The sequence below is a fragment of the Falsiroseomonas sp. genome (genome assembly GCF_051860665.1).
GTDB lineage: Bacteria > Pseudomonadota > Alphaproteobacteria > Acetobacterales > Acetobacteraceae > Falsiroseomonas.
Genome location: NZ_JBHYDM010000023.1, coordinates 61,837 through 76,302, shown reverse-complemented (window position 1 = coordinate 76,302; position 14,466 = coordinate 61,837). Strand labels below are relative to the sequence as shown.

General features: G+C 72.5%; 11 protein-coding genes. 8 read left to right on the top strand and 3 right to left on the bottom strand.

Going from position 1 to position 14,466, the window contains the following annotated elements; all coding sequences use genetic code 11:
- Positions 1–201 precede the first annotated feature (201 nt).
- From ACTIF1_RS19810 to ACTIF1_RS19790, 5 genes are all read left to right on the top strand, one after another.
- Positions 202–1,824, top strand: coding sequence for a carboxyl transferase domain-containing protein (locus ACTIF1_RS19810; RefSeq protein WP_439598186.1), 1,623 nt, complete (start codon positions 202–204; stop codon positions 1,822–1,824).
- Positions 1,821–3,809, top strand: coding sequence for an acetyl/propionyl/methylcrotonyl-CoA carboxylase subunit alpha (locus ACTIF1_RS19805; protein WP_439598185.1), 1,989 nt, complete (start codon positions 1,821–1,823; stop codon positions 3,807–3,809). Before ACTIF1_RS19810 ends, ACTIF1_RS19805 begins: the two co-directional genes overlap by 4 nt.
- A gap of 76 nt (positions 3,810–3,885) precedes the next feature.
- Positions 3,886–4,941 carry an SdrD B-like domain-containing protein gene (locus ACTIF1_RS19800; protein ID WP_439598184.1) on the top strand — a complete coding sequence of 352 codons (1,056 nt, stop codon included), beginning with the start codon at positions 3,886–3,888 and terminating at the stop codon, positions 4,939–4,941.
- 93 nt (positions 4,942–5,034) lie between these two features.
- Positions 5,035–6,000: a Bug family tripartite tricarboxylate transporter substrate binding protein gene (locus ACTIF1_RS19795; protein ID WP_439598183.1), complete on the top strand. Its 966-nt coding sequence runs from the start codon at positions 5,035–5,037 to the stop codon at positions 5,998–6,000.
- Between the two features lie 220 nt (positions 6,001–6,220).
- Positions 6,221–8,269 (top strand): hybrid sensor histidine kinase/response regulator, encoded by a 2,049-nt coding sequence (locus ACTIF1_RS19790; RefSeq protein WP_439598182.1) that lies wholly within the window; start codon positions 6,221–6,223, stop codon positions 8,267–8,269.
- 10 nt (positions 8,270–8,279) lie between these two features.
- Here ACTIF1_RS19790 and ACTIF1_RS19785 read toward each other — a convergent pair whose 3' ends face one another.
- Entirely contained in the window at positions 8,280–9,458 is a 1,179-nt protein-coding gene (locus tag ACTIF1_RS19785; RefSeq protein WP_439598181.1) for a M20 aminoacylase family protein, read from the bottom strand.
- Positions 9,459–9,538: 80 nt separating this feature from the next.
- On the bottom strand, positions 9,539–10,435 hold the full coding sequence (locus tag ACTIF1_RS19780; protein ID WP_439598180.1) for a LysR family transcriptional regulator: 897 nt from the start codon (positions 10,433–10,435) through the stop codon (positions 9,539–9,541).
- A 129-nt stretch (positions 10,436–10,564) separates the two neighbouring features.
- Here ACTIF1_RS19780 and ACTIF1_RS19775 point away from each other — a divergent pair, with 129 nt between their 5' ends.
- From ACTIF1_RS19775 to ACTIF1_RS19765, 3 genes are all read left to right on the top strand, one after another.
- Entirely contained in the window at positions 10,565–10,972 is a 408-nt protein-coding gene (locus ACTIF1_RS19775) for a cyclophilin-like fold protein (RefSeq protein WP_439598179.1), read from the top strand.
- Between the two features lie 56 nt (positions 10,973–11,028).
- Positions 11,029–12,129 carry an alpha/beta hydrolase gene (locus ACTIF1_RS19770; protein ID WP_439598178.1) on the top strand — a complete coding sequence of 367 codons (1,101 nt, stop codon included), beginning with the start codon at positions 11,029–11,031 and terminating at the stop codon, positions 12,127–12,129.
- A 91-nt stretch (positions 12,130–12,220) separates the two neighbouring features.
- Positions 12,221–12,616 (top strand): (R)-mandelonitrile lyase, encoded by a 396-nt coding sequence (locus ACTIF1_RS19765; RefSeq protein WP_216837168.1) that lies wholly within the window; start codon positions 12,221–12,223, stop codon positions 12,614–12,616.
- 42 nt (positions 12,617–12,658) lie between these two features.
- On the opposite strand, the gene ACTIF1_RS19760 is transcribed toward ACTIF1_RS19765, so the two are convergent.
- Entirely contained in the window at positions 12,659–14,365 is a 1,707-nt protein-coding gene (locus ACTIF1_RS19760) for a dihydroxy-acid dehydratase (RefSeq protein ID WP_439598177.1), read from the bottom strand.
- Positions 14,366–14,466: the final 101 nt, after the last annotated feature.

Here is a 14,466-nt window from a genome sequence, read left to right as displayed (position 1 = left end):
CCGCCGACGGCGTGCGCGAGCCGCAGAACCGCCGCGTCGAGATCGTCCTGCGCTGATCGCAGGCCTCTCGCGAAGCCAGACGGAAAAGGGCGCCTTCGGGCGCCCTTTTTTGTTGTCCGCTGCCCCTGATTGACGAGACCCCTTCCGGCATGCCGCAGTGGCGGAAACCAAGGGGGAGCGGCGCATGACGGGGTTCGGGCCATGCCGGTGATCGTCAGCGCGGCCGATCCGCGCAGCGAGGCCTTCCGCGCCCATGCGGCGCGCATGGCCGCCCTGGTGGCGGAATTGCGGGACAAGGTGGAGTTGATCCGCCTCGGCGGCGGGGAGGTGGCCCGGAAGCGGCACCTCGACCGCAACAAGCTGCTGCCGCGCGACCGCATCCGCGCCCTGATCGACCCGGCTTCCCCCTTCCTCGAACTCTCGCAGCTGGCCGCCCACGGGATGTATGGCGGGGAAGTGCCTGCGGGGGGGATCATCACCGGCATCGGCCGCGTCGCCGGGCGCGAATGCATGATCCTGGCGAACGACGCCACGGTGAAGGGCGGCACCTACTTCCCCATCACCGTGAAGAAGCACCTGCGGGCGCAGGAAATCGCCGAGCAGAACCGGCTGCCCTGCCTCTATCTGGTCGATAGCGGCGGTGCCAACCTGCCCAACCAGGACGAGGTCTTTCCAGACCGGGACCATTTCGGACGCATTTTCTTCAATCAGGCGCGGATGTCGGCGGCAGGGATTCCGCAGATCGCGGTGGTGATGGGCAGCTGCACCGCCGGCGGCGCCTATGTGCCGGCCATGGCGGACCAGGCCATCATCGTCCGCAACCAGGGCACCATCTTCCTGGCCGGACCGCCCTTGGTGAAGGCCGCGACGGGGGAGGTGGTCTCGGCGGAGGATCTGGGCGGGGCGGAGCTGCATAGCCGCACCTCCGGCGTGACCGACCACCTGGCTGAATCGGATGCGCATGCGCTGGGCCTGGCGCGGCGGATCGTCGCGGGGTTGAATCGCGCCAAGCCCGCCGGCTTCGACGACCCGGCGCCGCCCCGCCCGCCGCTCTACCCGCCCGAGGAGCTGGGCGGCGTGGTCCCCACCGATTTCGCCGAGGGCTATGACGTGCGGGAGGTGATCGCCCGCCTGGTCGACGGCAGCGAGTTCGACGAGTTCAAGCCGCTCTATGGCCCCACGCTGGTGACGGGCTTCGCCCGGATCTGGGGCTACCGCGTCGGCATCGTCGCCAATAACGGCGTGCTCTTCTCCGAATCGGCCCAGAAGGGCGCGCATTTCATCGAGCTCTGCGACCAGCGCGGCATCCCGCTGGTCTTCCTGCAGAACATCACCGGCTTCATGGTCGGCCGGAAATACGAATCCGGCGGCATCGCCAAGGATGGCGCCAAGATGGTCACCGCGGTGGCCACGGCGCGGGTGCCGAAGTTCACCGTCATCATCGGCGGCAGTTTCGGGGCCGGGAATTACGGCATGTGCGGTCGCGCCTATTCGCCGCGGTTTCTCTTCATGTGGCCGAATGCGCGCATCAGCGTGATGGGCGGGCCACAGGCGGCGGCGGTGATGGCTACCCTGCGCCGCGATGCCATCGAATCCCGCGGCGGCAGCTGGTCCGCCGAGGAGGAGGCGGCCTTCAAGGTACCCATCGCCGAAAAGTATGAAGCGCAGGGCAGCCCCGACTATGCCTCCGCCCGGATCTGGGACGATGGCGTGATCCCGCCGGAGGATACGCGGCTGGTGCTGGCCCTGGCGCTCTCGGCCGCGCGCAACAACCCGGTCGCGGGTTGGCACGGGGAGGCGCGCTTCGGCGTGTTCCGCCTGTGACCCGGCCCTTCCACAGCCTGCTGGTCGCCAATCGGGGCGAGATCGCGGTGCGCGTCCTGGCCACGGCCCGGCGCCTGGGTTTGCGCGGCATCGCCGTCTTCTCCGATGCCGATGCCGGCGCCGCGCATGTGGCCGCCGCCGATGCCGCGGCCCGGCTCGGCCCGGCCCCGGCCCGGGACAGCTACCTCAGCATCCCCGCGCTGCTGGAAGCCGCCCGCGCCACGGGGGCGGAGGCGGTGCATCCCGGCTATGGCTTCCTCTCGGAGAATGCGGATTTCGCCGAGGCCGTGCTCGCCGCCGGTCTCGTCTGGGTCGGCCCCCCGCCGGCCGCGATCCGCGCCATGGGCTCCAAGGCCGCGGCCAAGGCGCTGATGGAGCGCGCCGGCGTGCCGCTGGTGCCCGGCTATCACGGGGAAGACCAGTCGGAGGAGCGGCTGCGGGCGGAGGCCGCGCGCATCGGCTTCCCCATCCTGGTCAAGGCCAGCGCCGGCGGTGGCGGCAAGGGCATGAAGGTGGCCGCCAGCGCGGCCGAGCTGGAGGAGGCGCTGGCCCTGGCCAAGGGCGAGGCCCGCGCCGCCTTCGGCGACGATCGCCTGCTGCTGGAGCGTTTCCTGCAATCGCCCCGCCATATCGAGATCCAGGTCTTTGGCGACAGCCATGGGCAGGTGATCCACCTGCATGAGCGCGACTGCTCCATCCAGCGCCGCCACCAGAAGGTGGTGGAGGAAGCCCCCGCCCCGGGCATGACGGCCGAGCGCCGCGCCGCCATGGGCGCCGCCGCCTGCGCCGCGGCGCGGGCCGTCGGCTACGTCGGCGCCGGCACGGTGGAATTCATCGCAGCCGGGGAAAACTTCCACTTCATGGAGATGAACACCCGGCTGCAGGTGGAGCATCCGGTGACGGAGGCCATCACCGGCCTCGACCTGGTGGAATGGCAGCTGCGCATCGCGATGGGGGAGGCGCTGCCGCTGCGCCAGGACCAGGTGCCGCTGGATGGCCACGCCATCGAGATGCGGCTCTATGCCGAGGATCCGGCCCGCGACTTCGCGCCCTCCACCGGCGTGCTGCGGCACCTGGCGCTGCCGGAGGGCCTGCCCGGCATCCGGGTGGATGCGGGGGTGCGGCAGGGGGATGCGGTCTCCATCCACTACGACCCGATGCTGGCCAAGATCATCGCCCATGGGCCGGACCGGGCCACGGCGCTGCGCCGGCTGGACCGGGCGCTGGCGGCCTCCTCGGTCGCCGGCATCCGCTCCAACCTTCCGCTGCTGCGCGGCATCGCGGCGCATCCGGCCTTCCGGGACGCGGCGCTGGATACCGGCTTCATCGCCCGCCATGCGGAGGGGCTTTTGGCGCCCCCCGGCCCGGCCCCCCGCGGGGCGCTGGCGGCGGCCCTGCTGCGGCTGCTGCGGGACGCGGCGGCGCGGGATCCGGCGGATCCGCATTCGCCCTGGGGCGAGGCCAGCGCCTGGCGCCTGAACGGCCCCGGCCACCAGGATTTCGGGCTGCGCGATGGGGAGGCGGTGCTGCGGCTGCGGGCGCATCCCGGCGCCGTGACTCGGCTCGACCTGCCCGATGGACCCGCCTCCGTCGCAGCGCCGCGCTGGGCGGGGGATGGCCTGGCCGCGGTGCTGGATGGCCAGGCGCTGCGCGCGACCGTGCTGCGAGAGGGTGCGCTGCTGACGGTCCTGCTGGATGGCGCGACCCATGAGCTGGCGCTGATCGACCCCGGCGCGGCCACCGGCGCGGCGCAGGAAGGCGGCGGCCGCGTGCTGGCGCCCATGCCGGGCCGGATCCTGGAGATCAAGGTGGCGGAGGGCGAGGCGGTGGCGCGCGGCGCGGTGCTGCTGGTGATGGAGGCGATGAAGGTGCAGATGCGCATCACCGCCCCCGCCGATGGCCTGGTGCAGGCGCTACGCTGCCGGGTGGGAGAGCTGGTGGAGGATGGCAGCGAACTGGTGCTTCTGGAGCCCGCCAAGGGTTGAGATTGTCTTAAAAATAGATATATGGATCATTAAGGGGATGATCCGGCGAGGGCTGGCGGCCCGCTGAGGGCTGACCATGACCATCCTGCCGCGCACCACGTCCATCCCCCCGCTGCCCGATAATGCGCCGGAGGAGGCCGCCGCGGCCGATTGGCGCCTCGCCTGGCTGCTGGAAAGGCCGGGCCCGCCGGGCCATGGCGATGCGGCCGTGCCGGCCGAACCGGCCGCCGCCGCGCCGCCGCCGCCCACCTGGCCGCTGCTGGCGGCGGCACTGCCGCAGGAGCCGAGCTGGCAGGAGGCCGGCCTCCCGGAGGCCGAGGCGCCACCGCCCCCCGCGCCGCCCCCCACGCAGCCGGATGCTGCCGCGCCGCCGCCTGCCTCGGCGCCGCCGCCGGGCCCCGGCCCCGCCAGCCTCGGCGGCCGGGTCTTCGTGGATGCCGATGGCAATGGCCTGCAGGACCCCGGCGAGGCCGGCGTCGCCGGCCGGCTGGTCACGCTGCTGGACGCCGCCGGGGACTCCACCGGCCGCGCGGCTGTCACCGATGCGGATGGCCTCTTCCGCTTCGAGGGCTTGGCCGCCGGCACCTATCGGCTGGCCTTCGCGCCGCAGGCCGCGCAGCCCTTTTCGCCACTGGGCGACAGCGATGCCGATCCGCGCAGCGGCGTCACCGCGCCACTGGCCCTGGCGGCGGGGGAGGCGGGGCGGCTGGATGCGGGCGTCTTCACCCCTGCGGCGCTGGGCGGCCATGCCTGGCAGGACCTGGACGGCGATGGAAGCCGCGCGGCGGGGGAGGCGGCGCTGTCCGGCGCCGGGGTGCGGCTGCTGGATGCCACCGGCCGCGTGCTCGCCGCCACCCGCACCGATGCGGAGGGCGCCTGGCGCTTCAGCGGCCTGGCGCCGGATTTCTATCGGGTCGAGATCGCGTCGGGGGAGGGCGCCCTGGAGCCGAGCTGGCGCAGCGGCCTGCTGCGGCTCGACTCCGGCGGCATCCTCGACGATCTCGAGACCGGGCTGGCGCCGCAGGCGGGCTGGCCCGCCGGCCCCGCCTGCAGCCCGGATGCCGAGGCGGCGGAACTCGCTTCGCGATGGGCCGCGCTGCATGCCATGCTGGCCGCCGAGCTGGTGCTGTAGCGGGCCCGCTTGACACCCCCCACCCCTGCCGGGACATGCTTAGACACTGAAGCATTTTACGACGCGACCGAAGCAAGAATCGAAGGGGGAAACATGACCGTCGCACCCACACGCCGGGGCGCGCTCGCGCTCGCGCTCGGCGGCATGGCACTGCCGGCGCGGGCGCAGGGCACGCGCAATGTCCGGCTGGTCGTGCCCTATCCGCCCGGCGGCACCACGGACCTCACTGCCCGGCTGATCGCGCCACGCGCGGCGGAACTGCTGGGCAGCGCCTGGGTGATCGAGAACCGCTCCGGCGCCAATGGCGTGGTGGGGGCGGAGGGGGTGGCGCGCAGCCCGGCGGATGGCGGCACGCTGCTCTATTCGAACGAGGTGCTGACCGTGCTGCCCTTCGTGCAGCGCAATATCCCCTTCGACCTGCGGGCGGATTTCACCCCGGTCGCGCGCACCGTCTCGATCCCCTATGTGCTGGTGGGCGGCAGCGGCCTGGCGCCGCAGAACCTGGCCGCGCTGCTGGCGGCGCTGCGCGCGACGCCGGAGCGGTTTTCCTTCGCCGGCTCCTCGCTCGGCTCGGTCGGGCAGCTCGCCACCGCGGCGCTGTGGCAGAAGCTGGGGGTGGAGACCACCTTCGTGTCCTATCGCGGCACCGGCCCGGCGATGAACGACCTGGTCTCCGGCGCCGTCGGCCTGTTCTTCGCCCCGCTCGGCCCCGCCATCCCGCTGGTGCGGGAGGGGCGGCTGCGGGCCTATTGCGTCACCTCCGCCGCCCGCCAGCGGGTGCTGCCGGAGGTGCCGACGCTGGTCGAGGCCGGCTTCCCCGACATGGAATATGAGGGCTGGACCGGCATCTGGGGCCCGAAGGACCTGCCGGCGGGCTTCGTCGCCCGGGCCAACCGGGCGGTGAACCAGGCGACGGCGGAGCCCGCGGCGGCCGAGCGCATGGCCGATCTTGGCCTGACCCCGCTGGCCGAGACGCCGGAACGCTTCGCCGAGGTGATCGCCGCCGAGATCACCCGCAACCAGGCGCTGGTCGCCGCCGCGCGGATCCAGCCGCAGTAGAGCGGGCGGAAGGCCCGCGCCCCAGGTTGCGGCGCCGGCAGTTGCCGCGCGTCACGCGCGCTGCGGTGGGTGACATTGCCTGCGCCGATGGTATGGTGGGTGGGCGATGACCGCCCGCCCGGCCTGCAGGCGGTCCGAGCCAATTCCCTGTCCGGCCGAGGCCCCCGATTCCGGCCCGGCTTCCGGTTCCGGGCCCTGGTCCGAAGGCAGCCGCGCGCCCGTGCTCCCCATTACCGCCGCCCCGGATCTGCCGCCTGGCAAGGGCCCGAAGCGGCCGGCCCCCTGGCAGCGGCTCGGCCTGTTCAGCCCCTTCCTGGCCCTGGTGCCGCTCGCCGCCTATGGGCTGGTGGTGCTGCTCGGCGTGCAGGCGGAGCGTGCGGCGGACCGGGCGGAGGATGTGGCGCGCACCACCACGGCGCTGGTCGCCGGCCTCGATTCCGAATTGCGCGCCGGGCTGCGCGCGCTGGATGCGCTGGCCGGGTCGCAGCACCTGAAGACCGGCGACCTTGCGGGCTTCCGCCAGGAGGCCCAGCGCCTGCTGGCGCGGGAGCCCTATTGGTTCACCATCGCGCTGACCGATGGCGAGCGGCAGTTGATGAACCTGCGCTACCCGGAGGGCGCGCCCCTGCCGGCGATCCAGGACCTGGCCGCCGTCGGCAGCGTGCTACGCACCGGCTATCCGGCGCCCGGTGGGCTGGTGGAGGGGCGGGTCTCCTTCCGCGTGCCGGTGCGGGTGGATGGCGCGGTGCGCTTCGCCCTGGTGGCGACCCAGGAGGCCACCACCTTCGCCCAGCTGCTGGACCGTGCTGGCCTGCCGGAAGGCTGGTCCGCCCTGCTGCTGGATGGCGATGGCCGCATGATCGCCCGCGCCGCGAGCGGCCGGGCGGAGCCCGAGCTGCTGCGCCCGACCCAGGGCCGGCGCGGCGTGGTCGAGGTGGGGGATATGCTGGCCATGGCCCTGCCGGTGGGCGACAGCCGCTGGTCGCTGGTGGTGGCCGCGCCGCCGCGCGGCTTTGCCGAATTGGCTACCGGCTGGCTGCTGCTGGCGCTCGGCGCCGCCGCGCTGATCGCGGCGCTGGGCATCGCGGCGCAGCGCATGCGGCGGGGCCGCAGCCCGGAAGCGCCGCGCCCGCGCGCGCCGGGCGAGAGCCTGGCCCGCGCCGCGGAGGATGAGCGCAGCCGCCACGCGCTGATGGCGGCCGTCAGCCAGGAACTCTGCGCCCCGCTCACCGGGCTGCTCGACACCACCGACCGCCTGGCCAAGGCGGATCTGCCGGCGGAGGCGCGCGGCTGGGTGGAGCGGCAGCGCCAGGCCGGCGGCGCGCTGCTGGCCCTGGTGGGGGATGTGCTGGACTTCGCGCGGCTGGAGGAAGGCATCGCGCTGGAGGACAGCGATATCGAGATCGCCGCTCTGCTGGAGGATTGCGCCGCGCTGATGCGCCCGGCCGCCCAGGCCAAGGGCCTGGCACTTCGCCTGGCGATCGACCCCGGCCTGCCACGCTGGATCCGCGGCGACCCGATGCGGCTGCGCCAGGTGACCACCAAGCTGCTGGACAATGCCATCCGCGCCGCCGCGGCCGGGGAGGTGGCGCTGTCCGCGCGGCTGACGCCGCGGCCGGAACGCGTGGAGATCGCGGTGCAGGATGCGGGGCCGGGCATTGCCGAGGCCGAGATGCCGCGGCTCTTCGACCGCTTCCGCGACAGCGGGCCGGATGCCGGCGGGCCCCGCCGCGGCGGCTCCGGCCTGGGCCTGGCCATCTGCCGGCGGGTGGTGGAGGCGATGGGCGGTGCGATCGGCGCCGAGAGCCCCGGCGGCCAGGGCGGCCGCTTCGTCTTCTGGGTGCCCTTCCGCCCCGGGGCGGCGCCGGCGCCGGGCCGCGGCGCGCAGGGGCTGCGCATCCTGGTGGCGGAGGATGTGGCGGCCAGCCGCCTGCTGCTGGTGACACTGCTGGAACGCGCCGGGCACCGGGTGACGGCGACCGTCGATGGCCCGGCCGCCCTGGCGGCGCTGCATGGCGCGCGCTTCGACCTCGCGGTGCTCGACCTGCATATGCCGGGGCTGGGGGGCATCGGCGTGGCCCAGGCGGTGCGGGCGCTGCGGGGCGAGGCGTCCCGCATGCCGATGATCGCGCTGACCGCCGATCCGGCGGAGGCGCTGGAGGAAAGCTGCCGGGCCGCGGGCTTCGATGCGGTGCTGCGCAAGCCCTTCGAGACCCGGCGGCTGCTCGGGCTGGTCGATGGGCTGCGCATGCGCGCGGTGGGCGGCTGATCCGGCCCGGCTACCCCCGCGGCAGCACCTGCTCCGCGAGCGTCGCGAACCAGCTGGCGCCGACCGGCAGGATCTCGTCGTTGAAGTCGTATTTCGGGTGGTGGACCATGGCATCGCCCTCCCCCTTGCCGCCGCCCAGGAACAGATAGGCGCCGGGCTTCTCGTTCAGCATGAAGCTGAAATCCTCGCCCCCCATGGTCGGCTGCGGCAGTTTGCGCGAGCGCGCCTCGCCCACCACCGATGCCGCGGCGCGGGCCGCGATCTCGGTGCTCTCGGCCTCGTTCACCGTGGCGGGATAGGCGCGGGTGAAGCTGGCTTCCGCCGTGGCGCCGAAGCTGGCGGCGATGCCGGTGACGATGCGCAGGAAATTGGCCTCCAGCAGCTCGCCCACCTCGGGCAGGAACCAGCGCGCGGTGCCCTGCATCTGCACGCTTTCCGGGATCACGTTGAAGGTGAAGCCGCCCTTGATATGGCCGATGGTGATGACCCCGGCCTCGAGCGGATTCACGTTGCGCGCCACCACGCTCTGCAGCGCGGTGACGATATGGGAGGCGATGAGGATCGGGTCGATGCCGTTATGCGGCATGGCGCCATGCGCGCCGCGGCCGGTGATGGTCGCTTCCAGATTGGCCACCGCCGCCATGACGGGGCCGGGCGCATGCAGGAAGGTGCCGGCGGGCGCGCCGGGCCAGTTGTGCAGGCCGAAGATGCGGTCCATCGGGAAGCGGGTGAAAAGGCCTTCCTTCACCATCACCTCGCCACCCGCCAGGTTCTCCTCCGCCGGCTGGAAGACCAGGTAGACCGTGCCGGAGAAATTGCGGGTCTCGGCCAGGTAGCGGGCGGCGCCGAGCAGCATGGTGGTATGCCCGTCATGGCCGCAGGCATGCATGATGCCCGGGGTCTGGGAGGCATAGGGCTTGCCGGTCGCTTCCTCGATCGGCAGGGCGTCCATATCGGCCCGGAAGCCGATGGCGCGGCCGTTCGGCCCGCCCTGGCCGTGGATGACGCCGACCACGCCGGTGGTGGCGATGCCGGTGATCACCTCGTCGCAGCCGAATTCGCGCAGCCTGGCGGCGACCACGCCGCTGGTGCGGACTTCCTGGAAGCCGAGTTCCGGATGGCGGTGCAGGTCGTGCCGCCATTCGGTCATCTCGGGGTGGAATTCGGCGATGCGGTTGATGATCGGCATGGTGCGGCTCCGACAGGTCCCGGCCTGTTTGCGGCCGCGCCGCCGCCAGGGCAAGGGGATTGGCCCATGGCGCGACGGCCTCAATCCCGGGCGCGCAGCGCCTCCACCAGCAGGGCAAAGGCCGGCGTGGGCTGGCGCCGGCTCGGGTAGTAGAGGTGATAGCCCGGGAAGGGCGGGCACCAGTCGTCGAGCACGCGCTCCAGCCGCCCCTCGGCGAGGTAGGGCTGCGCCTGGTCCTCGAAGACATAGGCCAGGCCAAGGCCCGCCAGCGCGGCCCGCAGCAGCGGCGGTGCCACGTTGAAGACGAGCGGTCCCTCGGCACGCACGCGAAGCTCGCGCCCGCCCCTCTCGAATTCCCAGGCATAGATCCCGCCATGCGTCGGCAGGCGAATGTTGATGCAGGCATGGCTGGTCAGGTCCTGCGGCGTCTTCGGCGGTGGCCGTCGCGCGAAATAGGCCGGCGCGCCGACCACGGCCATGCGCAGCGGCGGCCCGATCCGCACCGCGACCATGTCCTTGCCCACCAGCTCGCCGATCCGGATGCCGGCGTCGAAGCGCCCCGCGGCCAGGTCGGCGAGGGTATTGTCCACCTGCACCTCGACTGAAATCTCCGGATAGCCCGGCAGCAGCCGCTCGAGCGCCGGCCAGAGCACCGTCTCGGCCGCGTGCTCGCCTGCCGTGATGCGGATGGTGCCTGCGGGCCGGTCCCGGAGGTCTCCCAGTGCGGCGAGCGTCGCCGCGATCTCGTCCAGGGCGGGTCCGAGGCTACCCAGCAGGCGCTCGCCGGCTTCGGTGGCGGAGACGCTGCGCGTGGTGCGGGTCAGCAGGCGGAGCCCGAGCCGCGCCTCCAGGCCGCGCAGCGTCTGGCTCAAGGCCGAGGGGGAGACGCCGAGTTGTGCCGCGGCCCGCGTGAAGCTTCGCGCTCCCGCCACAGCACGAAAGGCCCGGAGGTCGTTGAGGTCGGCCTGCGGCATCATGAAGTCCACCTTCAAGGTTCATGCGGATATTGCCAGCTAATCGCGTGTGACCGCAGCCGCCATCTTGCAGGCCACACCCCGCAGGCCCCGCAGATCGACCGGCGCCTGCGCAAGCCAGGAGACCCTGGGATGCTGAAATCCGTCACCGCCGCCGTGGCCGCCGCTCTCTGGTCAGATCCTGCTTTGGCGCAGGAGCGCATCCGGATCACCTCCGACTGGGGCGAGGTTGCCGTCGAGCTGGCCGACAACGACGCCGCCCGCAGGCTCATGCAGATGCTGCCGCTGTCGCTCCCCATGCGCGACCACCTCCGGCAGGAGAAAACGGGCCGACTGCCCGAGCCGCTGCCAGCGGCGGATCGGCAGCAGGACTTTGCGGCCGGGACCCTGGGCCTTTGGGCCTCGGGCAACCTGGTCATCTACTACCGCAGCGGCCGCGTCCCGCTGCCCGGCATCGTCGTGCTGGGCCGGGTCAGCGGTGATGTCGCGATCTTCGACCGGCCTGGCCCGGTGACCCTGCGGCTGGAGCGCGGCCCGTGAGCGCGCTGGCCGGCCCCTCACAGACACGCCACGCACCGACACGAAGGAGCCCCCCCGTGACCGAAACCCACCCCGCCGCCGACCGCACCCGCCGCCCCGGTGCCGGCCCTGCACGCCGCGACCTGCTGCAGCTGGCCGCGGCCGGCGCGGCCGCGTCGATCCTTCCCTCTCCCTCCGCAAAGGCCCAGGACATGTCGAATGGCGCCAACAATTTCTATGTCAGCGACCGGGTGACCACGCAGAAGGTCGCCTTCCGGAACCAGTACCAGATGACCGTCGCGGGCCAGCTGTTCACGCCCAGGGACCTCGCCCCGAACGCCGCGCTGCCGGCCCTCGTGGTCGGACATCCCATGGGCGCGGTGAAGGAGCAGAGCGCGAATCTCTACGCCACGAAGATGGCGGAGCAGGGCTTCGTCGCGATGTCCATCGACCTGCCCTACTGGGGCGAGAGCGAGGGCCAGCCCCGCAGCCTGGTGGCCCCGGATGCCTATGCCGAGGCTTTCAGCGCCGCGGTCGACTTCCTGGGCACCCGGCCCTTCATCGACCGGCGACGCATTGGCGCGATCGGGGTCTGCGGCAGCGGCAGCCTCGTGGTCAGTGCCGCCAAGATCGACCCGCGCATGCGCGCCATCGCGACCGTCAGCATGTACGACATGGGCGCGGCCACCCGCGATGCGCTCAACAAGTCGCAGACCCTGGCGCAGCGCAAGCAGGTCATCGCGCAGGCGGCTGCGCAGCGCGACGCGGAGTTCAGCGGCGCGGAGACTCAGTACACCGGCGGGACGGTGCATGCCCTGACCGCCGAGACCGATCCCATCCAGCGCGAGTTCTACGATTTCTACCGCACGCCGCGGGGGGAATACACGCCGCCCGGCCAGTCCCCCCTGCACACGACGCATCCGACGCTGACCAGCAGCGTCAGGTTCATGAACTTCTACCCCTTCAACGACATCGAGACGATCTCCCCGCGCCCCATGCTTTTCATCACGGGGGACCAAGCCCATTCCCGCGAGTTCAGCGAGGAAGCCTACCGGCGTGCGGCGGAGCCGAAGGAATTGCACTACGTCCCGGGCGCCGGGCATGTGGATCTGTACGACAGGGTGGATCTGATTCCCTTCGCGAAGCTGGCGGCCTTCTTCCGGCAGCACATGGCCTGAAGCCGGAGCGGATCACGGCGCGGCCGGGTGGGTCGGGCGGAGGCCCACCGCCGCGCCTACCTTCTGTCGCAACTCCTGGAGGAGTCAGGTCATGGATATCATGCGCGCGGGATCGCGGCCTTCCGGCAAGGGGCCGGCCGAGTGGTTCACCGGCCAGGTCCGCGTCGATCCGCTTTTCGAGGCTCCCGACCCGGCACGGGTCGCCGGCGCCCATGTCACCTTCGAGCCGGGTGCCCGGACAGCCTGGCATACGCATCCGCTCGGGCAGACGCTGATCGTCACCGCCGGCCTCGGCTGGGTGGCGCGCGAAGGTGGGCCGGTGGAGGAGATCCGGCCGGGCGACGTGGTCTGGTTCCCGCCGGGCGAGAAGCACTGGCACGGTGCGACGCCGACGACGGCCATGTCGCATATCGCCATCCAGGAGAAGTTCGAGGGCTCGCCCGTGACCTGGATGGAGCAGGTCACGGAGGCGCAGTACCGGCGCTGAAGCCCGGGAGGGCGCCCGCCCGGCGTGATGCCGGGCGGAGGACTACTCCGCGGGCGGCAGCAGGAAGGCGAGGTCGGCGCCCTGCGGTGCCTGGGTCACCTGTTCATGCACCAGCCGGTCCCAGCCGCGGGCCGGGGCGGGGGCAGGGGACCAGAGGGCGCGGCGGCGGGCCATTTCCGCCTCCTCCACCAGCAGCTCGATCCGCCGGTCCTTCACGGAAAGGCGGATGCGGTCGCCGGTCTGGGCCAAAGCGAGCGGGCCGCCCACCGCGGCCTCGGGGGCCACATGCAGCACGATGGTGCCGAAGGCGGTGCCGGACATGCGGCAGTCCGAAATCCGCACCATGTCCTTCACGCCCTGGCGCGCCAGCTTCTTCGGGATGGGCAGGTAGCCGGCCTCCGGCATGCCGGCGGGGCTGCGCGGGCCGGCATTCTTCAGCACGAGGATGTCGGTGGCCAGCACGTCGAGATCCGGGTCGTCGATGCGGTTGGCCAGGTCCTCCAGCCCGTCGAAGACCAGGCAGCGCGCCTCCGTCTCGAACAGCGCCGGCGTGGCGGCGCTGCGCTTCAGGATGGCGCCATCGGGCGCGAGGGAGCCGTAGAGCGTCACCAGCCCGCCCACCGGGCTCACCGGCGTTTCGCGGGCGCGGATGATCTTGCGGTCCACGAAGTGGCTGCCATCGCCGATCCGGTCGCGCAGGGTCACGCCATCCAGGTCCAGCGTGTCCAGGTCCAGCAGGTCCCGGATTTCCCACAGCAGCGCCTGCATGCCGCCGGCGGCATGGAAGTCTTCCATATAGCCCTCGCCGGTCGGCTTCAGGTCGACCAGCACGGGGGTGGTCTCGCTGAGCTCGTCGAGGCGCCGCAGATCCAGCTTCAGCCCGGCGCGGCCGGCGATGGCGGCCAGGTGCACCACGGCATTGGTGGATCCGCCGAGCGCCAGCAGGACCCGGACCGCGTTGTCGAGATTGCCCTGCGTCATCAGCGACAGCGGCGCGACGGGCTTCTGGATCAGCCGCACCGCCTGGGCGCCCGCCTCCTCCGCCATGCGCAGCCGGTCGGCATGCACGGCGGGGGCGGAGGCGGCGTCCAGCGGCATGAAGCCCAGCACGCTCGCGATGCAGGCCATGGTGCTGGCCGTGCCCATCACGCCGCAGGTGCCGGCTGTCGTGGCGAGTTTTCCCTCCAGGGTCTTGATCCGCTCGCCCGAGACCTCGCCGGCGCGGTAGCGCGCCCAGTAGCGGCGGCAATCGGTGCAGGCGGACAGGCGCTCACCGGCATAGGACTGCGCCAGCATGGGGCCGACCACCAGCATGACGCTGGGCGTGCCGGCGGAGATCGCGGCCATCAGCTGCGCCGGCACGGTCTTGTCGCAGCCACCCACCAGAACGGCTGCGTCCATCGGCTGGTTCGCCAGCATCGCTTCCGTGTCGAGCGCCATCAGGTTGCGATAGTGCATGGAGCACGGGGTGAGGGAGGGTTCGCAGATGCTGATGGTCGGGAAGGCCAGCGGCAGGCCGCCGGCCGCCAGCACGCCGCGCTTCACCGCCTCGATCAGCTCCGGCGCCGTGCGGTGGCAGTTGTTGTAGTCCGACCCCGTATCGGCGATGCCGACCACGGGCCTGTCCAGCATGGCCTGGGAATAGCCCATGGACTTGGCGAAGGAGCGCCGGAGATAGAGGGCGAAGTCCCGGTCCCCGTAGTTCGAGGAGCGGGCGGCGAGGCCTTGCGGCGGCTTGGTCGTTTCCATGGCCGAAGCCTCCCGTGTCGCGCGGAGCCTGTCCAGGGGGCCTTGGGGGGCAGGCGTCAGGGTGGCAGCAGGGCGTCGACCAGGGCCTCGATCTCGGCGGC